The organism is Micromonospora inaquosa (genome assembly GCF_003857055.1).
GTDB lineage: Bacteria > Actinomycetota > Actinomycetes > Mycobacteriales > Micromonosporaceae > Micromonospora > Micromonospora inaquosa.
Genome location: NZ_QGSZ01000342.1, coordinates 1 through 23519 on the forward strand (window position 1 = coordinate 1; position 23519 = coordinate 23519).

Genomic DNA, 23519 nt, shown 5'->3' on the forward strand with positions numbered 1-23519 from the left:
GGGTAAGCCGAGCGCGCCGCGCAGCGTCACCGCCGCCGCCGGCAACGCCCAGGCGCGGGTGAGTTGGCGGCCAGCCGCCGCCAACGGCGCCGAGATCATCAAGTACGTGGTGGAGGGCGCCGACCAACGCCTGGAGGTGGGTGCCAACCAGCGTGCGGTGGAGGTCAAGGGTCTGACCAACGGCGAGACGTACCGGTTCGCGGTGCACGCGGTGAACGCCAAGGGCGACGGTCCGTCGCGCAACAGCAACCCGGTGACGCCGACCGCCGCGGTGCCCGACCCGCCGGCGAGCGTCACCGCGCAGGAGCGGCCGGACGGCACGGTGCTGGTGAGGTGGCCGGCGGCGAACGGGCAGGGCAACACCATCGCGAGGTACGCGGTGACGGCCAGTTCGGCGGGGACGAACGCGCCGGCCGGCGAGTCGACAAAGACGGAGCTGGTGGTGCCCGCCGGTGAGCTGGAGTACGGCACCCAGTACGCGTTCACCGTGGTGGCGGTCAACAGCAAGGGGGCCGGCTCGGCGGCGTCTCCGGTCAGCAACACCGTGGTGCCCTTCGCGGCGCCCGGTCGACCGCTCAACCTGCGCGCCGGCACTGTCGCCAACCAACCGGGTGCGGTGACGGTGCAGTGGGCGCCGGCCGATGCCAACGGCCGGCCGGTGACGAAGTACCTGGTGGACGTGGGTGGGCGGGTCAGCGAGGTGACTGACACCCGCACGACAGTGACCGGGCTGGGCAACGGCCAGAACGTCACGGTGAAGGTGAAGGCGGTCAACGAGGCCGGGCCGGGGCCGGAGGCGACCGCCACCGCCCGTACGGTGGCCGAGCCACGGGTCACTGTGACCGGCTCGTCGTCGACGGCGACCGGTGCGACTGTGACGTTCACCGTGGACGCCGGCGGTGGTCAGGCCACCTGCGCGCTGAGCACGGCGGGTGAGGCGGCGAAGGCCGGGGCGTGCTCCAGCATCACGATGACGGGCCTGACGCCGGGCTCGAAGTACACGTTCACGGTGACGGCCACCAACGCCGCCGGTAAGGGCACGGCGAGGAGAGCGCAGGACACCCAGCCGCTGTACGGAGTCGCGACCTGCAACAACGGGCCGGATGGCGACCAGCGAACGTACTGCAACAAGGAAGTCGACGGCCGCAACGGCAACGAGGTCTTCAAGGTCACCCGGCAGGACAACGACCAGCAGGCCGGCTGGGCAAAGCCGGGCACCCGGCTGAAGGCGTACTGCAAGAAGTCGGGCGAGAATGTCGACTCGTGGATCTACAACAATCAGAAGCAGAGCAACTGGTGGGTCCAGGTCGAGTTCAACGGGAAGAACTACATCCCGTGGGCCTGGCTCAACCTGGAGGGCGGCGACAACATCAACACCCTGCCCACCTGCTGAACCACCAGGCGAGGAGCACCACCGACAGTGAACACCCACGAGCCGCTCACCCAACCGGAGGTGCAGGGTTTCGCCGCCCTGGCCGCCCGGCTGGCCGAGAACGTCAACGCCGTGGTGCTCGGCAAGCCGCAGGTGGTGCGGCTGGCGCTGACCGCGCTCTTCGCCCAGGGTCATGTGCTGCTGGAGGACGTGCCCGGGGTCGGTAAGACGACCCTGGCCCGGGCCATCGCCGCCACCGTCAAGGGTGAGTGGCGGCGCATCCAGTTCACGCCCGACCTGCTCCCCTCGGACGTGTCCGGCGTGACGATCTTCAACCAGGCGACCCGGGACTTCGAGTTCCATCCGGGGCCGGTCTTCGCCAACATCGTCATCGCCGACGAGATCAACCGGGCGTCGCCGAAGACCCAGTCGGCGCTGCTGGAGGTGATGGAGGAACGGACGGTCACTGTGGACGGGGTGCGGCACCCGGTGCCGTCGCCGTTCCTGGTGGTGGCCACCCAGAACCCGGTGGAGATGGACGGCACCTACCGGCTGCCGGAGGCGCAGTTGGACCGGTTCCTGGTGAAGCTGTCCGTCGGGTACCCGGACGAGGCGGTCGAGGTGGAGGTGCTGCGCGGCGCGACCGTGCGCTCCCCCGAGGCGCTCGCACCGGTCACCGACACCGCCACCGTCGGGGAGATGGTCCGGATGGCCCGCCGGGTGCACATCGCCGAACCGCTCTACGCGTACGCGGTCCGGCTGGCCGCGGCCACCCGTACCCACCCGCAGGTGCGCGTCGGGGTCAGCCCTCGGGGCGTGATCGCGTTGACCCGCGCGGCGTGCGCGTACGCGTTGATCGACGGGCGGGGCTGGATCATGCCGGAGGACCTCAAGGCGCTCGCCGAGGCGGTGTTCGCGCACCGGCTGCTGCTCACCCCGGACGCCCAGGTGCGTGGGATGACCCCCGCGGAGGTGCTGCGCCAGGCCGTCGCCTCGGTGCCGGTGCCGCTGCCGTCGGGGCAACCCGCTCCGGTGCAGGGCTGACCGGCAGCAACGCGATGGGGATCACCGCCCGTGGGGTCGGGCTGCTCGTCGCCGCCGTGGTGCTGCTGGGGGCGGGTTTCCGGTTCGCGTACCCCGAGTTGACGCTGCTGGGCGCGGCGGCCGGCGCGGCCGTGGGATACGCCGCGCTGGTCGCGGTCTGGCGGCCCCGGTTGACGGTGACCCGCCGCGCGGACCCGGACCGGGTGGCGCGCGGTGAGCCGGCGAGCATGACGTTGACCGTGCGCAACGTCGGCCGGTTGCGGTCGGCGAACCTGCTGGCCGAGGACCGGTGCGGGGAGCGGACCGTGCCGGTGCCGGTGTTGCGCCTGCGGCCGGGCCGGGACACCGAGGTCCGCTACGACGTGCCGACCGACCGTCGTGGGGTGGTGCCGGTCGGTCCGTTGCGGGTGACCCGACGCGACCCGCTGGGGCTGGTGGCGTTGGCCCGCCCGTACGGTGCGACGGTGCCGGTCTGGGTGCACCCCCGGGTCCATCCGCTGACGGCGGTGCCCAGCGGCGCTGGGCGCAGCCTCGACGGCCGGGTGGACGGGGTCCCGCACGGGTCGATCACGTTCGACTCGCTGCGGGAGTACGTGGTCGGTGATGAGCTGCGCCGGGTGCACTGGCGGACCAGCGCCCGGGTGGGTGAGCTGATGGTGCGGGAGAACGTGGACACCAGCCTGCCGCGCCTGGTCGTCCTGTTGGACAACCGGGTCGCCGCGCATCCGCAGCGGGTCGGTGGGGTGGCGGAGTCGTTCGAGTCGGCCTGCGAGGCGGCGGCGTCGATCGTCACCGCCGCGCACCGCGCCGACCTGCCGGTGCTGTTGCTGTTGGTCGCGGCGGAGATCACGACGACCGACGGTGACGGCGACGGCCCGCTCGGGCCGCTGGACCGGCTCGCCGCCGCCGAGCTGTCCGGCGATGGTGACGCGGTGCGCGCGGCCACCACCCGGCTGCGGCAGGACCGGCTCGGCGACACGCTGATCTTCCTGACCGGGCCGGGTGGCCGGGACGAGCTGGGGCACGTCGGTGCGTTGCGTGGGGCGTACCCGTCGGTGCTGGTCGGGGTGTTCGGCGCGGCCGAGCCGACACCGCCGGGCACCGCCGGCCTGGTGGTCGTCGACGCGGCGGACGGCGCGCAGTTCGCCGCCGAGTGGGACGGGGTACGCCGGTGGTGACGGGCGCTGTGCGCGTGCTGCGGGCGGCGGTCCTGCCGCTGGCGCTGATCGGGCTGACCGGGCTCTCCGGGGTGGTGCTCGGCCGGGTGTACGCCGGTGGCCTGCTGACCTGGCTGGTCGTCGGCGCGGCGGCGGGTTCGGTGCTGGTCAGCGTCGCCGCGCGGCGGTTGCCGTCGTGGCTGGTGGCGCCGGTGTCGGTGGCCGCGATGGCCGGTTGGACACTGTGGTCGTTGCGGCTGGCCGCCACCCGCGCCGAGCTGCCGGGCGGCCTGCTGGAGGTCGCTGCGGACGCCGCCGGCAACGGCATCCCCCGGCTCCTCACCGCGATGATCCCGGTGGAGCCCACTCCGGACACGGTGCTGGTGCCGGTGGTGGCGGCCTGGCTGGCCGGGCTGGCCGGCGCGGAGGTGGCGCTGCGCACCGGCCGGGTGCTGCTGGGTTACCTGCCGGCGGCGGGGCTCTACGCCGCCGCCCTCTATGTGGTGGGCCCGAACGCCGAACCGGCGGTGGGGTCGACGTTGGCGTTCGTCGCGGTCGCGGCGGTCGGCCTGGCGACCCCCACCCGGGCGGCGGCGGGCGGCGGCGACCCGACCGCCGACCTGACCCCCCGGGTACGCGCGGCGGTGCGGCTGCGGCTGGCCGCCAGCGCGGCGCTCGGGGTGGCGGTGGTGGTCGGGCTGGTCGCTCTGCTCGGCCCGTTCGTCGCCGGGCAGGTCGACGGCCGGCCGGTGGACCCGCGCCGGTATGTGGAGCCCCCGCAGGTGCAGACGCTCGACGAGAACCCGTTGATCCGGATCTCCGGCTGGGCGCTGCACCCGGAGCAGAAGCTCCTCGACGTGAGCACGGAACGTCCGGACGCGTCGCCCGAGACCGACCCGGCGGTGGACACGAAACACAGTGTGCGGATCCGCCTGGCGGTGCTCAGTGACTACGACGGGGTGACCTGGCGGGTCGGCGCGACGTACCGCAACGCCGGTCGGATCCTGCCGGCCGCGACAGCGGCCCGGGACAGCACGGTGCGGACGGTCCGGCAGCAGATCAGCGTGGCGGAGCTGAGCGGTCGACTGCTGCCCGCGGTGGCGACGCCCCGGGAGGTCAGTGGGGCACGGGTGGCGTACGACCCGGCGAGCGGGACGCTGATCCGGCCGGAAGGGCTGACGCCGGGGCTGCGGTACACAGTGACCTCCGCCGAGGAGCGCCCCGACGTGAACCTGTTGGCCACCGCGAACGTGCCCGCCGGTGGTGAGGTGGCGCGGGTGTTGCGGGTCGCCGACGGGGTGCCCGACCCGATGCGCCGGCTGGCCGCGCAACTGGCCGAGGAGAACGGCGCGCCGTTCTCGCGGGCCTTGGCGATCGAGCAGTTCCTGGCCGAGCACTACCGGGTGGTGGCGGACGCGCCGAGCGGGCACGCGTACCCGAATCTGGGCTTCTTCCTGTTCGGGCCCCGCAACGGCGGCGGGCAGGAGGGCACCTCGGAGCAGTTCGCGGCGGCGTTCGCGGTCCTCGGTCGGCTCTCCGGGCTACCCACCCGGGTGGTGGTGGGTTTCCGGACCAGCGGGCAGGGGCCGGTGCTGGCCGGTGACGCGTACGCCTGGCCGGAGGTGCTCTTCGACGGGCTGGGTTGGGTGCCGTTCGACCCGCTGCCCCGCCCGAATGACGAGCCGAGGCCGGTGGAGGAGGATTTCCGCCCGACGCCGGAGAACCCACCGCCGTCGGAGGCGCCGGCACCGACCGCGGAGCCGAGCGCCTCGCCGGAGCCGGTGGCCGCCGCCGACGGGCCGCCCGCCGCGGACGGGGTTTCCACGCCGGTGCTGGTCGCTGGCGGCAGCGGCGGTCTGCTGCTGGTGGTGGGGGCACTGCTGCTGACCCTGTTGGCGATGCGCCGTTCCCTCACCCGCGGTCGGCTGGTGCGGGGTGACCCCGGTCAGCGCATCGCCGGCGCCTGGCGGGAGGTCACCGACGCGCTCCGGCTGGCCGGGAGACCGGTCGGGGACGACCTGGCCGCGACCGAGGTCGCCGGGCACGCCCGCCAGGCCCTCACCGACGCCCGAGCGGGCACGATCGGCGACGACACGACCGCCGACCCGGACGCCGGTCCGCCCACCGGCGGCACTGCGGCGGCAGACGCGTCCAGCCCGGCGGTCGACGAGTTGGCGGCCCTGCTCAACCAGGTGGGCTTCGCGCCGGGTGCCGCAACACCCGACCAGGCGGCCCGGGCCGTCGAGGTGGCCACCGCCTACGTGACCAGCCTGCGCTCGGCCCGCCCCTGGTGGCGTCGCCTGCTCTGGTCCGTGCACCCCGCACCCCTACGCCGCCCCCGCTAGTCGCGACCCACCCTCCTGCGCGATCTTGCACTTTCTGCCCCGACGTAACGGGCATTGTGCGCAAGTCGGCGACCGAAAGTGCAAGATCGCCGAGCTGAGTCGCTACGCCGCGCACTGCCGTGCGGTAGGGGGTTAGGCGGTCAGCCGGCGGACTAGTTTGCGCATGCCGGCCTGCCAACCGTCCGGGTCCTCGGCGCGGCGGCGCGCGTAGTCGGCGACCTCGGGGTGCGGCAGGATCAGGAAACGCTCCTCGGCCAGTCCGGCGATGGCCGCGTCGGCGACCTGGTCCGGGGTGAGCACCGCGCCTGACGCGGCGACGACCCGGGCGCCGAGGTGACCGTCGACGAGACCGTCGGCGAGCATCGGGGTGTCCACCCCCTGCGGGCAGAGCGCGCTGACCCGGATGCCCCGGTCCCGGTAGGTGATGGCCAGCCACTCCGCGAACCCCACCGAGGCGTGTTTCGTCGCGGTGTACGCGGCGTCGCCCACAGCGGTCAGCACACCCGCCGCGGAGCAGGTGTGCAGCAGGTGCCCGCCGCCCCGGGCGAGCATGCCGGGCAGCACCGCGCGGGCCGAGTACACGTGGGCGATCACGTTGACCCGCCAGGCGCGGTCCCAGCCGGCGTCGTCGACCTCCACTCCCCCACCCGTGGTCACCCCCGCGTTGGCGCAGAACAGGTCGATCCGGCCGAACCGCTGCTCGGTGTCGGCGACCAGCGCACGGACCTGCTCCTCGTCGGTGACGTCGACGGCGTGGGCGTGCGCGACCGGGCCGATGCCCTCGGCCACCGCGCGGGCCGCGTCGGCGTCCAGGTCGGCGACCACCACGGCCGCGGCCCCCTCGGCGGCGAACCGGCGTGACAGGGCCGCGCCGATGCCGCCGGCCCCGCCGGTGACCACCACGATCCGGTCGGTGAGGTTCACGCGGACGCCTCCACGAGGTTGGTGCCCAACCGGGCGATGAGGCTGAGCAGCGCGGTCGCGCCCCCGGCGGTGACCTCGGGGGTCGGCAGCAGCGCGATGATCGGCACGTCCACCCCGTTGTCGGCGTAGCGGCGCACCTCGGCGCGGCACCGCTCCGGCGAGCCGTGCAGCACCAGCGCGTCGACCACCTCGTCGGGCACCGCCGCGTTGGCGCCGCGCCGGTCACCGGCGGCCCAGGCCGTCCACATGGGCGCGAGCGCCTCGTCGCGGCCGAGCCAACGGTGAAACTCGGCGTACGCCCCGACGGTGAGGTAGCCGGTGATGAGCCGGCGGCCCAGCGCCCGCGCGTACGCGGTGTCCTCGGTGGGGCAGACGAAGATTCGGGCGGCGACCTCGAAGCCGGCGCGGCGCTCGCCCAGCTCGGCGAGGGCACGCGGCACGTCGTCGGCGCTGAGCCAGTTGAGGATGACCCCGTCGGCCTCCGCACCGGCCAGCCGGAGCATCCCCGGGCGCAGTGCGGCGAGCAGGATCGGTGGCGGCACCGCCGGCGGTTGTTCGAGCGTGAACCGGCGGATGGTGAACGTGTCGTAGGCCTCGTCGACGGTCTCGCCGCGCAGCGCGGCGCGCAGGAAGCGCAGCACGTCGCGGGTGCGGCGGAACGGCTCGTCGAACGGCACCGCGTTCCAGTCCCGCACGAGCACGGGTGAGGACGCGCCGATGCCGAGTGAGAACCGGCCCGGCGCGGCCTCGGCCAACGCCGCCGCGCTCATCGCCAGCAGCCCGGGGCCCCGGGTGAAGACCGGCGCGATCGCGGTGCCCAGCCGCAACCTCGGTTGCCAGGCCGCGGCGAGCGCCAGCGGGGTGAACGCGTCGGTCCCGGCGACCTCGGATGACCAGACGTCGGTGAACCCGGCCCGGTCGAGGGCCGCGTAGGCCGCGTCGTGCTGCGCCAGCGCGATCCCGCCCAGCGGCACCGTCATGCCCCATCGATTCGTCACTGATCGATCGTGCCCGTTGACGCCGGCCCGAGCAAGATCCCCGGGTTGGGCAGAATCGCCGGTTTCCGGCCGTGCGCCGGCGGGAAGTGCTACCGAAATGCGGGCTAGCGCACCGTCCTTCAGGGCGGTGGTGAATGCCCGCGCGGGGGGCTGTCAAGGCCCGAGCGTGCCCTAGGCCGGACGGTTCTGTTGCTCGATGTACTGCAGCAGGACGCCCAGGGGTGCCCCGCCGACGGAGCCGGCGAAGTACGACGCCGACCACAGGCGGTTGGCGCGGTAGTAGTGGCGGCCGAGGTCAGGGAACTCTTGGCGCAGCCGCCGGCTGGACACACCCTTGAGAGAGTTGACCAACTTCGCCAAGGCGACCTTGGGCGGGAAGTTCACCAGTAGGTGGACGTGGTTGTCCTCGCCGTTGAACTCGACCAACTCGGTGTCGAAGTCGGCGCACACCGTCCGCATGATGTCCTCCATCCGCTTGAGGTGCTGGTCAGAGAAGACTCGGCGCCGGTACTTGGTCACGAAGACCAAGTGGGCGTGCAACGCGAAAGCACAGTGTCTACCAGTGCGGACGTCCCCTAGATCAGCCATAGACCAAAGGTAGACTCGACCCGTGCAGCTTCGGTACAACTACCGGCTCTACCCGGATGCCGCCCAGCGCGAGGCGCTGGCGAAGGCGTTCGGGTGCGCGCGGGTGGTGTTCAACGACGGGCTGCGCGTGCGACAGGAAGCACACGAGGCTGGCCTGCCGTACCCGACGGACGCCGAGCTGTCCAAGCGGGTCACCGTGGCCAAGTTGACCCCGGAGCGGGCGTGGCTGGGCGAGGTGTCATCGGTGGTGTTGCAGCAGGCCATCGCGGACCTGAACAAGGCCTACCGCAACTTCTTCGCCTCGCTGTCGGGCAAGCGCAAGGGTCGCAAGGTCGCCCCTCCCCGGTTCCGGTCCCGCAAGGACAGCCGGCAGGCCGTCCGGTTCACCGCCAACGCCCGGTTCAAGATCCTCGACAACGGTCGACTGCGGCTGCCGAAGATCGGCGACCTGGAAGTCCGTTGGTCGCGGGAGCTGCCGGCTGCGCCGACGTCGGTGACGGTGGTCCGAGACGCCGCTGGTCGGCACTTCGCCTCGTTCGTCGTGCAGACCGCCGACCAGCCGTTGCCCGAGCTGGACTCGGAGGTCGGCATCGACCTGGGGTTGACGCACTTCGCAGTGACGTCCGACGGGACGAAGGTGACCGCGCCGAAGTTCCTGCGCCGTGCAGCCCGCAAGCTGCGCCGGTTGCAGCAGGGATTGTCCCGCAAGCAGCGGGGCAGCAACAACCGCAAGAGGGCCGTCCGGAAGGTCGCCCGCGCGCACGCGAAGGTGGCCGACACCCGGCGGGACTGGCAGCACAAGCTTTCGACGCAGATCATCCGCGACAACCAAGCGGTGTTCGTCGAGGACCTGTGCGTGACCGGTCTCGTCCGGACACGGTTGGCGAAGTCGGTGCACGACGCTGGGTGGTCGCAGTTCGCGGCCATGCTGGAGTACAAGGCCACCCGGCACGGGCGCACCTTCGCCCGGGTAGATCGGTTCTTCCCGTCAACCCGCATGTGCTCGGACTGCGGCCGGATCAACGACAAGATGGCGCTCAACGTCCGGACGTGGGGCTGTCCATGCGGCAGCCTGCACGACCGAGACGTGAACGCCGCCAAGAACATCAGGGCCGCCGGACGGGCGGACCTCAACGACCGTGGAGCGCAGGTAAGACCGGCACCCGTGCCGGCACCACGCAGGGAAGCGGTAACCCGCCGGGAGCTTGCCCCTTCGGGGGCGTAGCAGACCGGAATCTCCGCCCTTCAAGGCGGAGAGGGCGTCAACACTTCGAGGTGGACCGGCGCGCGGCGGTGGCCGGTGCCCGGCCTGGGTCGTTCGAAGATCTCCAAGTGGGAGATCGCAGGGGAACACCTGGCCGAGCGGTACCAGCAGTTCTTCCTGGTCGCGCTGGGCGAGACACTCCTGGTGGCCGGTCTCACCTACAGCAAGGGACCGTACGAGGCGGGGCACGCCTGGGCGTTCTCGCTGGCCCTGGCGACGTCGATTCTGCTGTGGCGGATCTATGTGCAACGGGCCGGGCAGCTCTTGGCCGAGGCAATGATGAAGGCCCGGCACCCCGCCAGTGTCGGCCGCTCCGCGGCCGACACCCACCTGGTCATGGTGGTGGGCCTGGCCGCGACCGCGATCGGCTACGAGCTGATCATCGAACACCCGTTGGACCGAATCTCGGGGGCATGGCTGGCCACGGTGCTGGGTGGGCCGGCGCTGTTCCTGGCCGGCCGGGCCCGCTTCGAGTACGACGTGTTCGGGCGGGTCTCCCGCGCACGGTGGATCGCCATCCTGGTACTGGTGGCGGCTGCCGTCCCGTTGCTGCACCTGCCCGGACTGGCGGCCACCGCCGTTGCGGCGCTGGTGCTCGGCGCGGTCGCGGTCGCCGACGCCCACCGGGCCCACGGCGCCCCACCGGAGGCCGCCGCGCCACCGTCCTGATCAAACGACGTACGACGATGTGAAGCCGGCGGGTCCGGTTAGTCTCGGCGGGTGACCTTCTCGCTCGTCGCCCGTTCCGCCGACGGCCGCCTGCACGGCGTGGCCGTCGCCAGCAAGTTCCTCGCCGCCGGGGCGTTGGTGCCGGCCGCCGCCGCCGAGGTGGGTGCCCTGGCCACCCAGGCGCACGTCAACCTCGCCTACCGCCCGCAGGGCCTCACCCTGCTGCGCACCGGGGTGGCCGCCGCCGACGTGGTGGCCGGGCTGGTCGCCACCGACCCCGAACGGGACCACCGCCAGCTCGGCGTCGTGGGAGCCAGCGGCGCGGGTGCCAGCTGGACGGGGCCGGCCTGCCATCCGTGGGCCGGCGGGCGGACCGGTGACGGCTGGGCCGCACAGGGCAACATCCTCACCGGGCCGGAGGTCGTCGACGCGCTCGGTGCGGCCTGGCAGGCGGGAACGGCGCTGCCGTTCGCCGAGCGGCTGGTCGCCGCGCTGCGGGCCGGCGACGAGGCCGGCGGCGACCGGCGTGGCCGGCAGAGCGCCGGCCTGCTGGTGGTCGAGCGCGGCGGCGGGTACGGCGGCACCAGCGACGTGGTGGTGGACCTGCGCGTGGACGACCACCCGGACCCGGTCGCCGAACTGGGTCGCCTGCTCACGGCGCACACCATGCTGTTCGGCCGGCCCGACCCGGCCACCCTGCTCGACCTGAGCGGCGCGGTCGCCGCCGAGGTGGCGGCGCTGCTCGGCGCGCTCGGGCATCCGGTCCAGGAGGACGGCACCGAAGCGGCGTTGATCTCGTGGGCCGGGATCGAGAACCTGGAGGAGCGGCTGGTGCCGGGGCGGATCGACCCGGTGGTGCTGACGCACCTGCGCGGGGTCGCCCCGCACGTCCCCGCGCCCCGCGCGCCGCGCTGACCCGACCGCGCCGCGCTGACCCCACCGCGCGCCGCGCTGACCCGACCGCGCGCCGCGCTTTACCCTCCGCGCTCCACCGACCCGACGCGACGGCGACCGCTGGTGGCAGCCCTCGGGCGTGCCGCCGGCAGTCACCGCCAGGGAGTGCGGCCCGGGTCAGCGGCCGAAGGCGAGCCAACGGAAGCCGGCGGCGTCGACCGCGGCCCGTTCCGGGACGGTCAGCGCCGCCCGGCCGGTGGCCTTGCGGATCAGGGTCAGCCGGTCCCAGCTCAACCCGGCCGGTGTCGGTCGTCCACCGGTGAGCAGTTCGGCGATGACCACGGCGGCCGGTGCGGTGAGCCACGGGGGCCGGCCCAGCGCGGCGGCCAGATCCAACCCGTGCACGCCCACCTCGACGACCCGGGTCCGCAGGAACTCCCCGAGACGCATCGCGTCGCCGTGCCGGGTTCGCACCACCCGGTCGACCGGCGCGGCGGCGACAGCCGCGTCGGTGGCCCGCCAAGCCCGGTCGAACTCGGCCGCCAGCGCCGCCCGGCCCACCTGTGACGCGTCGCGCTGGCCGCCGGCGATCCGGTCGGCGTCGACCTCGGCGGTGAACTTCGCCGCGCCGAAGTAGCCGGCGGCATCCACCTCGGCGCGTGGCGGGGCGGGCGCGGCGAGCATGTCGGCCAGCCGGCCGACCCCGGTGCGGGTGTGCGCGATCAGGTCCCGGACGTTCCACGGAGGGCAGTCGGTGGGCCGGCCCAGATCAGCGTCGGTCAACTCGGCCAAAACCTCGGTGAACCGCACGCACTCGGCGCGGAACGCCGCCCGGTCCGGCTCCACCGGGCGCCTCAGCCCTTGACCCGGGGCACCAGCCGGTGCACGACGCTGACCACCAACGCCATCACCACGGCCATCGTGCCGGCGATCCCGGCGGCGCTGCCCGCGTACCCGACGAACAGGGGTCGGCGGGTCAACTCTTCCGGCCCGGTGTCGCGCAGGTCGAGCAGCCAGGACAGGGAGAGCCCGCAGACGACCAGAGCGAGCACACCGCCGAGCCCGAGCACCAGCGCCGCGATCCGGTGCGCGTCACCGGGGGCGATCTCGGCCTGCTCCCGTTGGCTGACCAACAGCAGCAGCCCGGCCAACGCCGCCCACACACCCACCACGAGGTACGCGGCGACGGCGTCGCTGGGCCGGTGCCAGCCGGCGGAGAGGGTGGCGACCCCGGCGACGGCGGCGTAGCCGGCACCGATGAAGGCACCGGCGGCCCGCACCTTGCGCGGCAGCACGAGCATCAGCGCGACCGCCACCGAGGCGGCCACAGTGGTGTGCCCGCTGGGCAGGCTGTTGCCCACTGCGGCGCGTGCCGGGTCGAGGCCGTAGTCGGGGCGGTTCAGCCCGTACTTGAGCAGTTGGGTCGTGACGTTCGCTCCGGCGATCAGCAGGGTCGCGGTGATCGCCAGGGCGATCCGACCCCGGATCAGCGCGATGAACCCGATCATCGCGGTGGCGGCCAACAGCGAAACCACCGACATCGCGTTGAGGATCCGGTCGACCGGACCATCGATGGTGTCCTGCCCGATCCGGTTGCCGGTGAGGGCGACCGTGTCCACCCACTGGCCGACCTCGAGGTGCACGGCCACCCGCCACACGGCGAGGAAGGCGGCCGCCTGGACGAGGGCCAGTACGACCAACCAGACCGCGGTCCAACCCCGTGCCGTCGCGCGCATCCGCACACCGTAGCGGCCGGTGTCGGCGGTCCGAGCGGTGGCCCGCCGCCAATCGCCGGTTAGGTTGTGCCAGAGGTGAGGAGGCGGTGGTGAGCGGAACACCGGAGGGCGACAGCCGCCCGACCGAGCGCGATCCGCAGCAGCGTATTGGCGAGGATCCAGGGCTGGTAGGGCCGGCGCGGGCCGACGTCGACGGCGGTGCGGGAGGGCCGGCGCGGGCCGAGTCGCTGACGGATCTGCTGGGCGGGCGAGGTGGTGCCATCGACGCCACCCTCCCGCCGCTGGCGTTCGCGGCAGGTTGGTTGCTGGGCGGCGAATCGCTGTGGGGCGGGGTCGGCGCGGCGCTGGCCGTGGGCGCGGTGGTGGCCGGCGTACGGCTGCGCCGGGGTGACCGGCCGCGTTCGGTGCTGATCGGGCTGCTGGCTGTCTGCGTCGCGGCGTTGATCGCGGTGCGTACCGGTCGGGCCGAGAACTTCTTTCTGATCCAGGTGTTGTCCAACGCCGCTAGCGCTCTGGCGTGGACGGTCAGCATCGTGGTGCGGTGGCCGCTGCTCGGTGTGCTGGTCGGCGCGGTGCTGGGTCAGCGCGCCCGGTGGCGGCGCGATCCGACGCTGCTGCGCGGGTACGGCCGGGCAAGTTGGGTGTGGACGGCGACCTACCTGTTGCGGCTCGCCGTGTTCGTGCCGCTCTACCTGGGCGGGCAGGTGCTCGCGTTGGTGGTGGCCCGGGTGGCGCTGACCTGGCCGCTGGTCGCGGCGGCGTTGGCGCTGAGCTGGGTGGTGCTGCGGCGCTCGTTGCCGGCCGGGCACCCGGGGCTGCGTCACCCGGTAGTGCCGCCGCGCTGAAACCGACCCGGCGCGGCCGGACTCGGACAAAAACGCGGCCGGACTCGGGGCGGGAACGCGGCCGGACTCGGGGCAAAAAAGTGGAGAGGCCGCCACGGGGGGAGCGGCCTCTCCGGTGACGTACGTTACTCCGTCACAGACCTCGGTGTGATCCCGCGACGGCCCGAATTTCTGGGCTTTTTCGCGGCTAGCTTCAGTCCGGGCGGTGGGGCGGGCCGGCCGATCCGCTGCGTCGGCCAGATGGCCGGCCCACCCCGGCCTGACCGTGGGTGTCAGGCCGTCCGCCAGCCCCGGTCCGTCGTTCCCCGGACCCGGGCCGGACCCCGGGGTGGGCGGTCCACGCCACCCACCCCGGGTCGTCTCAGCCGTTCGGGAACAGGCTGCCGTAGTCGGCGTACGCCATCGCGACGTCAGCCTGTGCCCAGAACCGGTGGTAGTTGAACTCGGGCTCCGCACCACCGTCCAGGTACGCCTGGACCTTGGGCCAGTCCGGGTCGTTCTTGTAGAAGGAACGGATGTCGAGGAAGCTCTTGCCGGCGGCGATGGCGTCGCCGTTCGGCATCTTCCCGGTCCAGCCGGACGGGACGTAGAGGCCCTGGCCGGTGGACGCGTTGTAGACGTCGTCGAAGCGCCGGTAGTCGCCACGCTTCTCGGTGGTGGAGACACCCTTGGCGTCGCTGGCGGCGGAAAGCGCGTCGAGCAGACCCTTGGCGGTCGTCTTGGCCGCCGCGTTGCCCGACTTGGCCGCGTACGCGATCAGGGTCCGGGCGTAGGCGGCGGCGACGCCGACGTCCTGGCCCTTGCTGATCACCTCGACGTGCAGGTTGGTGTTGGGTTGCGGGCTGGACGGGTTCCAGGTGGTCGGCTGACCGGTCCACGCCATGTCCGACGGGATCGACCAGTTGGTGCCGACAGTGGTGTTGGCGATGGCCCACGGCACCCACTTGTCCAGCAGCGCCTTGGCCTTCGCGTTACCGGTCTGCAGGTACAGCTCGGCGATCCGCTGCATCGACCAGGCCTGCATGCCGAACCACTGGTTCGACGGCGGGTCGTTGTAGACCGGGTCGACGTCGTAGAACATGCCGTAGAAGGTGCTGGTGCCCGCTGGCGGCTGGGCGTAGCTGCCGTCCCAGCTGTTGGTGGCGCCACCGGCGATGCCACCCTCGGACGACTGGAGCCAGGTGTAGAACTCCAGCTGCCGTTCGAAGCTCTTGGTCCAGTCGGCGACCGCTGTCGACGACTGCGGCTTGAGCTCCGGGGTGTTGGTCAGCGCCCAGGCCGCGAACGGGTTCTGGTAGCCGAAGTGGTTGTGGCTGGAGCCGATCCGCCAGGACCAGTTCTGGCTGGTGTCGTACGCGCCGCCCCAGGCGTAGTACCAGGACAGCAGGTAGTGCGCCGAGTCCTTGCCGCTGCCGGCGGGGCAGGTGCTCGCCCCGACGCAGTTACCGATCTTCTTGAAGTACTTGTCGAACATCGCGTACCGCAGGTAGTCGCCCATCTTGGCGGCCTTGGTGATGGTGGCCGCGACGTCGGCCTGCTTGTTCTGCGCCTTGGCCCAGGTCAGCGCCCAGTACGCGGCCTGCACGGCGCGGGCGTCGGCGTCCGGGGCGTTGGTGTACTTCCACTGCTTGGCGGGGGCGCCGGTGTCCTTGACGAACAGGTCGAGGTAGCCGTACTGACCGCCGTGCTTGAAGGTGTCGCAGGAGGGCTGCGGAACGGTTTCCCACACCGACTCCTGGGTGCCCCGCTGGAAGGTGTTGATGTAGGCCGGCTTGGTGGTGCCGTCACCGCAGCGGCCGAAGCCGTAGGTGTTGTCGACGTCCATCAGCCAGTGCATGCCGTAGATGTCGCCGGTGCCGTAGGTGGACTGCAACTCCGAGCGGAGCGGGTCCGGCCCGACGGGGACGTTCGGGTCCAGCGCCGAGGGGTACTGGCTGGGCAGGTTGTATTCCGCGGCGTACTGGGGGGTGCCCGCGGAGCCGGCGGTCGGCTGGTCGGCGTGCGTCGGGATGATGTACTTCTCCATCACCGTCCAGGCGTTGTTGAACGGGGCCCAGTTCTGGGTGACCCGCCCGTAGTTGGCCTCCAGCCAGAGCCAGAAGCTGAACGCCTCGGAGGTGGTCTCGTGACCGTGGTCGGGTGCTTCCACGATCAGCGTTTCCACCGAGTGGTACGGCACGCCCTCGGGGCTGAAGTAGCCCGAGTTCTTGATCTTGCCGTACTGGTCGAGGAACTTCGCGATGTAGGTGTTGTCGCCGCCGGGGGTGTCGTTGTCGATCTCGGTGGCGGTGACCGCCAGCGAGGCCAGACCAGTGGCGGCGACGGTGATGGTGGCGGCGCCGCCGACGGTGTCGGCGTCCTCGGCCGCGGCGACCGTGACGGTGACCCCGGTGTTCCAGTTGCTTGAGGTCAGCGTGGCGCTGGTCGGCGAGACCGTGACGTCGGAGTCGCCGCTGAGGGTGAGGGTGACCGGCACACTGGCCGTCGGCGCGGCGCTGAGCTTCAGGTTGAAGGTGGCGGTGCCACCCTCGGCGACGCTCACCGCGGACGGAGTGGCGATCAGCGTCGGGCCGCTGGCGGCGCCGACGGTGAACGCCTTCTCGTCGACCCCGATCCCGTTGGCGTTGTCGTACGCCTTGGCCTGGACGGTGTAGCTGCCGGCCGGCAGGTCCTCCTGGGTGTAGGCGTACGGGGCGCTGGTGTCGGTGTTGATCAGCAGGCCGTTGCGGTAGAACTCGACCTTGCTGATCGTCCCGTCCGGGTCGCTGGCGGTGGCGGTCAACGGCACGTCGGCCGGTGCGGTGAACGGCCCGGACGGCAGGCCGAGCGAGACCGTCGGCGGCTGGTTGGCCGGGGTGCCGTTGCAGGGAGTGCCGTTGAGGGTGAACGCGGTGGGCTTCGGGTTGCTGCCCGAGTGGGCGCCGTTGAAGCCGATGGTGGTGGACGCCCCGGTGCCGAGGTTGCCGTTGTACGACTCGTTGGTCGCGGTGACCTCACTGCCGGACTGGCTGTACCTGGCCGACCAGCCCTGGGTGACTCGCTGGCCGCTGTTCGGGAAGGTCCACTTGAGCGTCCAGTTGGAGATCGGGTCGCCCAGGTTCTTGATGGTGACGTTGGCGGTGAAGCCGGTGTTCCAGTCGTTGGTCGCGTAGACCACGTCGCAGGCGGGCGCGGCCTGTGCGGCGCCGGCAGGCAGGGTCACCCCGCCGATGGCGAGCAGCGCGGCGGCGGCGAGCGCCACGCGGCGGCGTATTGCCAGTTGTCTCATGTGCGCGGTGTCTCCTCGGACCAGGCCGGGATGGTCCCCGGCGAGGCGCCTGCCCGCGTGGGTGGTGGTCCGCGGGGATGTCGAGGCGCCGGGAAGGTGGTCTTCCCCGGGCCCGGCCGGGGTTACGGCGGTGCGGCCCGCACGGGAGGGGGTCCCGCCGGCTGATCGGGTGACCGTGACCGGAGCTGGCGCTGCCGGCTGCCCTCGGTGGACCCGCACTCACGCGATCTGGCTCCTGTCGCGTCGAATCGACAGTGTGCCATGGAAGCGCTCCCACAACAAGCGCAGGGAGCGCCGGATCAGCTCCTTGTTTCGATCTCGTTTTGGGGCTTTCACAATGGCGTGACGGGCGTTACAGTCGCAACATCGGTCGATGGGAGCGCTTCCATCGACAAGGTTCCAACAAGAAGATCGCTGGGGTCGTCTCTGACGAGCCCAGGGAACCAGACCGAGGGCCGACGACGGGCCAGCCCGGACGCCGTCGTCAGCCATCGTCCCGCCACAGGGAGGGAGGTGGAACCAGAGCCACTCGCGTGGCCCGGCTCCCGCGCGACACGCACGGCAGGACCCAAATTCCGCCCGTGTGTGTGCAGTTACGGTGGGGACGGGGGTTGCCCTCCCCCGTCCCCACACTAAACCCCCGTACACGATAGGAAAAGAGGCCGACGGGACAGGCGCGCCGCGCCGCCCGGACGGCCTCGTTCGCTGCTCGGGGCCACACCCGTCTCCCACTTGCCAACGCCGGCCGCCATGACGGCCGGCTGACCAGCCGGCAGCGTCTGCCCTATCATGGGAGCGCTCCCGAATCTTTCGGCGGTGGCCCCGTATCCATGAGGAGAATCCATGTCGATACCTATTGGGCCCGCCGGCCCGCTGCGCTTCCCGGACAACTTCGGCTGGGGCGCGGCCACCTCCGCGTACCAGATCGAGGGCGCCACCAAGGAGGACGGGCGCGGCGAGTCGGTCTGGGACACCTTCAGCCGCGTGCCGGGGCGCACCCGCAACGGCGACACCGGCGACGTGGCCATCGACCACTACCACCGGTACGCCGAGGACCTCGACCTCATGCGCGACCTCGGGTTGCGCAGCTACCGCTTCTCCATCTCCTGGCCCCGGATCCAGCCCGACGGCACCGGCACGCCCAACCAGCGCGGCCTCGACTTCTACCGCCGTCTCCTCGACGGCCTGCACGAGCGCGGCATCACCCCGATGGCCACCCTGTTCCACTGGGATCTTCCCCAGGCACTACAGGACGCCGGCGGCTGGGAGTCGCGCGACACCGCCCACCGCTTCGCCGACTACGCCGACGTGGTCTTCCGCGCCCTCGGCGACCGGGTGCCGTCCTGGCTCACCATCAACGAGCCCAAGACCGTGGTGCAGAACGGCTACCTCACCGGCCACCACGCCCCCGGCCGGCAGGACCCGGACGCCGCCTACCTGGTCGCCCACCACCTGCAACTCGCGCACGGGTTCGCCGTCGCGGCGCTGCGGGCCAACGGCAGCGACAGCCGGATCGGCCCCGCCCTCAACCTGCACCCCTGCTACCCCGCCGACGACTCCCCGCAGGCTGCCGCGGCCGCCCACCTGTACGACGGCTACGAGAACCGCCTCTACCTCGACTCGCTGTTCAAGGGCAGCTACCCGGAGGACCTGCTGGCCGACCTCGGCCCGCAGAGCCGGATGGTCCAGGGCATCCGCGACGGTGACCTGAAGATCATCTCCGCACCGGTCGACCTGCTGGCCGTGCAGTACTACACCCCGATCTACGTCACCGCCGACGGCGGCACCGCGCACCGCTGGGCGACCTCAGAGGCCGAGTGGCAACAGATCTACCCCGAGGGGATGTACGACCTGCTGACCCGGGTCACCCGCGACTACGGCCCGATCCCGCTCACCATCACCGAGAACGGGCTGCCCACACCGGACACTCTGGCCGCGGACGACACCGTCCAGGACACCGGCCGGATCAACTTCCTGCGCGACCACCTCACCGCCGCGCACCGGGCCATCGCCGACGGGGTGCCGCTGGAGAGCTTCCACGTCTGGTCCCTGCTGGACAACTTCGAGTGGGACCAGGGCTACGACCAGCGCTGGGGCCTGGTCTACGTCGACTACGCCACCCAGCGGCGGGTGCTCAAGAACAGCGCCACCTGGTACCGCTCCGTCATCGCCGACGGCGGCTTCTGACCGCGCCGCCACCCGGACGGCCGGGCCCGGACGGCTCGGCTCGGGTGAGCCGGTGACCGTCCGGGCCTCTGCCGGCTCACTCAGCGGGGCAGCGCCTGCTGCAACTCCGCCCGCAGGGCCGGGGTGAGCATCTCCCCCGCCTGCTTGGCCAGCCGGGCCATCTCGTAGCCCACCACACCGATGTCCGCGTCACCGGCGGCCAGCGTGGCCAGGATCGAACCGTCGCGGATCTGCATCACCAGGAAGTAGCCACGGCCCATCTCGACCACCGTCTGCTTGACGACGTCGCCGTCGAACATCGAGGCCGCGCCTGCGGTGATGCTCATCAGCCCGGAGGTCACCGCGGCGAGCTTGTCCGCGTTGTCACGCGGCAAGTGATCGGAGATCGCCACCAGCAGCCCGTCGGAGGAGACCACCACCGCGTGCGCCACACCCGGCACCCGCTCCGCGAACGCGCTCACCAGCCAGCTCAGGTCACGCGCCTCCTGGCTCAACGTCGTCACTGTCGTCGTCCCCCTTCGTCGTGCCCCCCGGACGGTGGCACGGGTATCTCGGTGGTGTCCTCAGCCTCGGCGCGCCGTACTCCGCTGTAGAGCCGCGAGAGCATGCCGCCGACCGCCTCCGGGTCCGGGTCGGTGCGGGTCGGTGCCGTCATCGGTTGTGCCGAACGGGTGACCGCGCTCAACTGCGCCATGGGCACCCGCACCGGCAATCCCCGCTCATTGGTGCCGGCGGTCACCGGGATCGTCGGCGGCGCCGCCGCAGCGGGCACCACCGGCGCGGTCGGGCCCTGCCGCGAATACCAGCCCCCGCCGCCACCGCGAGCAGCGGCCGGGGTCAACACATCCTCGGCGCGCACCGGCACCGGGCGGCCCTGACGCGGCACGCCGACGCCCGGCGGACGGCCCGCCACCGGCAGGTCCCGCACCGCGCCGCCCAGCATCGGGGCAGCGGCCTGCCGGGCCGCCCCGGACTGCCCAGCCACCCCCCGCGCCGCGCTCGCCGCCAGCATCCGCGCCGACGGGGGCGCATCCAGCTCCACACTGCCCGCCGCAGCCAGCAACACCGCGGGCAGGGCGAGCCGGGCGACCAGGCCGTCCTCGCCGCCGTCCAGGCGCACGCGTACGCCCAACCGGGCCGCCAGGTGACTGACCACGAAGAGGCCCATCCGCTCCACCGCCGCGACGTCCGCGGCCGGAGGGCTGGCCAGCACCTCGTTCGCCTGAACCAACGCGGCCGGGCTCATACCCAGACCCCGGTCGACGATCTCGATCAGCGGAGCCCCCGCCTCGACCCGGGCGGTCACCACCACGACGGTGTCCGGGCGGGAGAAGGCCGTGGCGTTCTCCAACAGCTCGGCCAGCAGGTGCACCAACTCGCCGACGGCGTGTCCGACCACGTGCACATCCGCGACCGACTCGATCCGGACCCGCTGGTACTGCTCGATCTCGGCGGCGGCGGCCAGCAGCACCGCACCGAGGCCGACCGGACGGTTCCACCGGCGGGTGGAGTCGGTGCCGGCGAGCACCAGCAGACTCTCGTCGTTACGGCGCATCCGGGCGGCCAGGTGATCGAGCTTGAACAGGTTCTCCAACTGGTCCGGGTCGCTCTCCTCGCGCTCCAGGTCGTCCAGCAGCTCCAACTGGCGCTCCACCAGCACCTGACTACGCCGGGCCAGGTTGACGAACATCGCGTTGACGTTGCGCCGCATGAGCGCCTGCTCGACGGCGACAGTGACCGCGCTGCGGTGCACCGCCACGAACGCCTCGGCCAGCTCGCCGATCTCGTCGAGCGAACGGACCACCGCCGGCGCGACCTCGATGCGAGGCACCCCGCCGGTGACGGTCTTCAGTCGGTCCAGGGCGTCCGGCAGCTCGACCTGGGCGATCCGCAGCGCCTGGCTGCGCAGCATCCGCATCGACCGGGCGACCGACCGCCCGATGAGCAGCGAGATCAGCAGGGCGGCCAGCAGGACCGTGACGACCCCGCCGACGACCAGCAGGGTCGTCCGCAGCTGATTGTCGCTGGCCTCCTCGGCCAGCCGCACGGCGTCGTCGAGCACGCCCGCCTCAAGCTGGCGCAGCAACTCCTGACGCTGCTGGCTGGCCGACCACCACTGCTCCGACGGGAGCACCTGCGGCGACGCGCCGCCGGAGGAGAGGCTGCGCTCCTCCAGGTCGGTGGCGACCAGGAACATCGGCGACACCGAGGTCTCGTCGTAGCGGCGGATCTGCTCACTGGTCGCGGCCACCCGGAACGCGCCGAGCGCGGTGAGTTGCTGGCCGCGCAGGTCGGCGAGGATCACCCGGTCCTCGGTGCCGTACGCACCCGCGCGGGAGGCGGCGTAGAGCTGGGCCCGCACCCGGGAGGAGAGTTCCTTGACCCGGGCCAGCTGGACGTAGCGCAGCACCGCGTCGTTCAACGCCGGCCGGTTCTGACCCGGCGTCGGTTCGGCGAGCAGGTCGAGCAACGCCCCGACCGCCCGGTGGTAGTTGCCCAGGATGGTCTCGCTGCTGAGCACCGCCGGCGGAATCGCCGCGCGGATGTCGACCACCTGGTCGTACGCCTCCAACGCCTCGGAGAAGGCGACCCGCCAGGACGCGTCCGCGTCCGCCAGTGGCTCGGCGGCCCGGCTGAGATCCACGATGGCCTTGTCGGTGGCCGCCTGCAACGGTTTCAGGTCGTTCGCGGCGGTCTGCCGGTCACCGCCCTTCCGCAGCTCACCCAACTCCCCCGCCGAGCGGTCCCGCTCCTGCTGGAGCTGGTGCACCGCGGCGGTGATCTGCCGGCCGATGCCGACCTGACTGGAGAAGTCGTTCAACGCCGTCGTCCGCCCCACCAGCGTGCTGGTCTGCACACCGGCCAGCAGGAGGAACGCCATCGACGGCACCACCAGCACGGTGGCGAGCTTCGTGCTCATCCGCCAGTCGCGCAACCGGAACGGTGACCGTCGTCGATGCGGAACGACTCGGACGTCGAAGCGGCGGCGGCGATGGTTCGACACCGCACCGTTCGCCGGGTCGGGACCTGCCGCCACCCTGCCTCCTCCGTCCTGCCGCGTCCACCGCGGTCGGGGGAGCGCAGTCCATCCAACCAGGCTCGCTACCGCTGTCAACGGCCCGGGCGAGCCCAAGATTCAGGAAGGATACTGCGGGTGGGAACCTCCTGCCGTGGTCGGTAAAACCAGCTCGTCCGTCCGGCCGATGTCGGCGAGCCCGATCGCGTCACCGAAGCGCCCCAGCGCGATCAACGCGGCACCGGTGGCACCGATTTCCGGGTTGCGTTGGTGCGACACCGGTCGCGGTGCGAGCGCGGTGGCGAAGGCCTGCCGCCACCACACCGAGGCGGCCACCGCGCCGCCGCCCAGCACCACGCCGACCGGTTTGTCGATGGTGGACTCCAGCACCCCGAGATCCTCGGCGACCAGGTCACACAGCCCCTGCATCAGCCCGGCCAGGATGTCGACCGAGGTGGTGCTGAAGCTGAGACCGCGCAGCTCACCGCTGCCCGCCGGCGCCAGTCCGGGCGCCCGGTCGCCACCGAAGCGGGGATCCGCCGGTCGACCACCGCCCGTCGGCACCAACGCCAACGCCGCGTCCAGCTCGGCGCCCCGGGGCAACCGCAACTCCCGGTTCGCCCAGGCGAAGAGGTTGCCCCCGTTGGCGTACGCGGCCCCGGTCACCACGTGGTCGTGGTCGACCCGGTAACGCCACAGCCGTTCCGGCAGGCGGGGCATCGGTTCGCCGGCCGGGATGCGCTGCATCAGTCGGACGGCCGCGGAGGTGCCCACGGTGACGGCGGCCCGGCTCGGGTCGACGCAGCCCGAGCCGACGTTCGACGCCCCGCCGTCGCCGACCGGCGGTGACCACCGGGCCTGCGCCAACTGCGGCCACCGACGAGCCAGGTCGACCCGGAGCCGGCCGTGCCAGTCCAGCTCGCCGAGGGGCGGCAGGTCCGCTGGCCTTGCCTCGGCCAGCGCCAGCGCCTCCTCGTCCCAGCGCAGGGTGCGCAGATCCAGCAGACCGGTCCCGGAGGCCTGGGAGATCGACATGGGCGCCGTGTCGAGCAGCTCACCCAGCACGTACTCGGGCAGACCGACGAACCGGGCGATCGGGGTGCCGGACTGTTCGCGCAACCAGGGCAACCGCATCGACCAGTACGACCGGTGCCACCAGCAGCCGGTGCGCTGGTGGAAGCCGTCCGGGTCCGCCGGCCCGGGGGTGCCGAA

General features: G+C 72.4%; 18 protein-coding genes. 9 read left to right on the top strand and 9 right to left on the bottom strand.

Annotation, left to right across the window (positions count from 1 at the left end; all coding sequences use genetic code 11):
* From DLJ59_RS31260 to DLJ59_RS31275, 4 genes are all read left to right on the top strand, one after another.
* The coding region (locus DLJ59_RS31260) for a fibronectin type III domain-containing protein (RefSeq protein WP_148096986.1) at window positions 1–1393 on the top strand (1393 nt) is incomplete at its 5' end.
* 27 nt (window positions 1394–1420) lie between these two features.
* Window positions 1421–2416, top strand: a complete 996-nt coding sequence (locus DLJ59_RS31265) for an AAA family ATPase (RefSeq protein WP_124777372.1) — start codon at window positions 1421–1423, stop codon at window positions 2414–2416.
* A gap of 14 nt (window positions 2417–2430) precedes the next feature.
* Window positions 2431–3594 carry a DUF58 domain-containing protein gene (locus DLJ59_RS31270; protein ID WP_124777375.1) on the top strand — a complete coding sequence of 388 codons (1164 nt, stop codon included), beginning with the start codon at window positions 2431–2433 and terminating at the stop codon, window positions 3592–3594.
* The gene (locus DLJ59_RS31275) at window positions 3591–5918 is read left to right on the top strand and encodes a transglutaminase TgpA family protein (protein WP_425271475.1); all 2328 of its coding nucleotides are present in this window, start codon (window positions 3591–3593) and stop codon (window positions 5916–5918) included. The genes DLJ59_RS31270 and DLJ59_RS31275 overlap by 4 nt, the downstream gene beginning before the upstream one ends.
* Before the next feature lie 132 nt (window positions 5919–6050).
* On the opposite strand, the gene DLJ59_RS31280 is transcribed toward DLJ59_RS31275, so the two are convergent.
* The 3 genes from DLJ59_RS31280 to tnpA all read right to left on the bottom strand — a co-directional run bounded on the left by DLJ59_RS31280 (window position 6051) and on the right by tnpA (window position 8428).
* Entirely contained in the window at window positions 6051–6842 is a 792-nt protein-coding gene (locus tag DLJ59_RS31280) for an SDR family oxidoreductase (protein ID WP_124777381.1), read from the bottom strand.
* Entirely contained in the window at window positions 6839–7822 is a 984-nt protein-coding gene (locus tag DLJ59_RS31285; protein ID WP_124777411.1) for an LLM class F420-dependent oxidoreductase, read from the bottom strand. The genes DLJ59_RS31280 and DLJ59_RS31285 overlap by 4 nt, the downstream gene beginning before the upstream one ends.
* Before the next feature lie 189 nt (window positions 7823–8011).
* The gene (gene tnpA, locus DLJ59_RS31290) at window positions 8012–8428 is read right to left on the bottom strand and encodes an IS200/IS605 family transposase (RefSeq protein WP_124777384.1); all 417 of its coding nucleotides are present in this window, start codon (window positions 8426–8428) and stop codon (window positions 8012–8014) included.
* A gap of 22 nt (window positions 8429–8450) precedes the next feature.
* On the opposite strand from tnpA, the gene DLJ59_RS31295 reads away from it, so the two are divergent.
* The 3 genes from DLJ59_RS31295 (at window position 8451) to DLJ59_RS31305 (ending at window position 11276) form a co-directional block, all read left to right on the top strand.
* Window positions 8451–9653, top strand: coding sequence for an RNA-guided endonuclease InsQ/TnpB family protein (locus tag DLJ59_RS31295; RefSeq protein ID WP_124777387.1), 1203 nt, complete (start codon window positions 8451–8453; stop codon window positions 9651–9653).
* A 75-nt stretch (window positions 9654–9728) separates the two neighbouring features.
* Window positions 9729–10361 carry a low temperature requirement protein A gene (locus DLJ59_RS31300; RefSeq protein WP_244236325.1) on the top strand — a complete coding sequence of 211 codons (633 nt, stop codon included), beginning with the start codon at window positions 9729–9731 and terminating at the stop codon, window positions 10359–10361.
* A 51-nt stretch (window positions 10362–10412) separates the two neighbouring features.
* Window positions 10413–11276: a DUF1028 domain-containing protein gene (locus DLJ59_RS31305; protein WP_124777393.1), complete on the top strand. Its 864-nt coding sequence runs from the start codon at window positions 10413–10415 to the stop codon at window positions 11274–11276.
* Window positions 11277–11432: 156 nt separating this feature from the next.
* On the opposite strand, the gene DLJ59_RS31310 is transcribed toward DLJ59_RS31305, so the two are convergent.
* Together DLJ59_RS31310 and DLJ59_RS31315 are read right to left on the bottom strand one after the other, a co-directional pair.
* Window positions 11433–12101: a maleylpyruvate isomerase N-terminal domain-containing protein gene (locus DLJ59_RS31310; RefSeq protein WP_244236326.1), complete on the bottom strand. Its 669-nt coding sequence runs from the start codon at window positions 12099–12101 to the stop codon at window positions 11433–11435.
* A gap of 8 nt (window positions 12102–12109) precedes the next feature.
* A complete protein-coding gene (locus DLJ59_RS31315; protein WP_208648900.1) occupies window positions 12110–12997 on the bottom strand; it encodes a phosphatase PAP2 family protein in 888 nt (295 codons plus the stop codon).
* A 158-nt stretch (window positions 12998–13155) separates the two neighbouring features.
* Here DLJ59_RS31315 and DLJ59_RS31320 point away from each other — a divergent pair, with 158 nt between their 5' ends.
* Window positions 13156–13836, top strand: a complete 681-nt coding sequence (locus DLJ59_RS31320; protein WP_124777414.1) for a DUF3159 domain-containing protein — start codon at window positions 13156–13158, stop codon at window positions 13834–13836.
* A 361-nt stretch (window positions 13837–14197) separates the two neighbouring features.
* Here DLJ59_RS31320 and DLJ59_RS31325 read toward each other — a convergent pair whose 3' ends face one another.
* On the bottom strand, window positions 14198–17104 hold the full coding sequence (locus DLJ59_RS31325) for a glycoside hydrolase family 48 protein (RefSeq protein WP_124777401.1): 2907 nt from the start codon (window positions 17102–17104) through the stop codon (window positions 14198–14200).
* An 843-nt stretch (window positions 17105–17947) separates the two neighbouring features.
* Between DLJ59_RS31325 and DLJ59_RS31330 the strand changes: the two genes are divergently transcribed.
* Window positions 17948–19291, top strand: coding sequence for a GH1 family beta-glucosidase (locus tag DLJ59_RS31330; RefSeq protein WP_124777404.1), 1344 nt, complete (start codon window positions 17948–17950; stop codon window positions 19289–19291).
* Window positions 19292–19371: 80 nt separating this feature from the next.
* Here the strand turns inward: DLJ59_RS31330 and DLJ59_RS31335 are convergent, their stop codons facing one another.
* The 3 genes from DLJ59_RS31335 to DLJ59_RS31345 form a co-directional block, all read right to left on the bottom strand.
* Entirely contained in the window at window positions 19372–19794 is a 423-nt protein-coding gene (locus DLJ59_RS31335) for a roadblock/LC7 domain-containing protein (protein WP_088988684.1), read from the bottom strand.
* The gene (locus DLJ59_RS31340) at window positions 19791–22328 is read right to left on the bottom strand and encodes a sensor histidine kinase (RefSeq protein ID WP_208648899.1); all 2538 of its coding nucleotides are present in this window, start codon (window positions 22326–22328) and stop codon (window positions 19791–19793) included. The genes DLJ59_RS31335 and DLJ59_RS31340 overlap by 4 nt, the downstream gene beginning before the upstream one ends.
* Before the next feature lie 99 nt (window positions 22329–22427).
* The coding region (locus tag DLJ59_RS31345) for an FGGY-family carbohydrate kinase (protein WP_124777407.1) at window positions 22428–23519 on the bottom strand (1092 nt) is incomplete at its 5' end.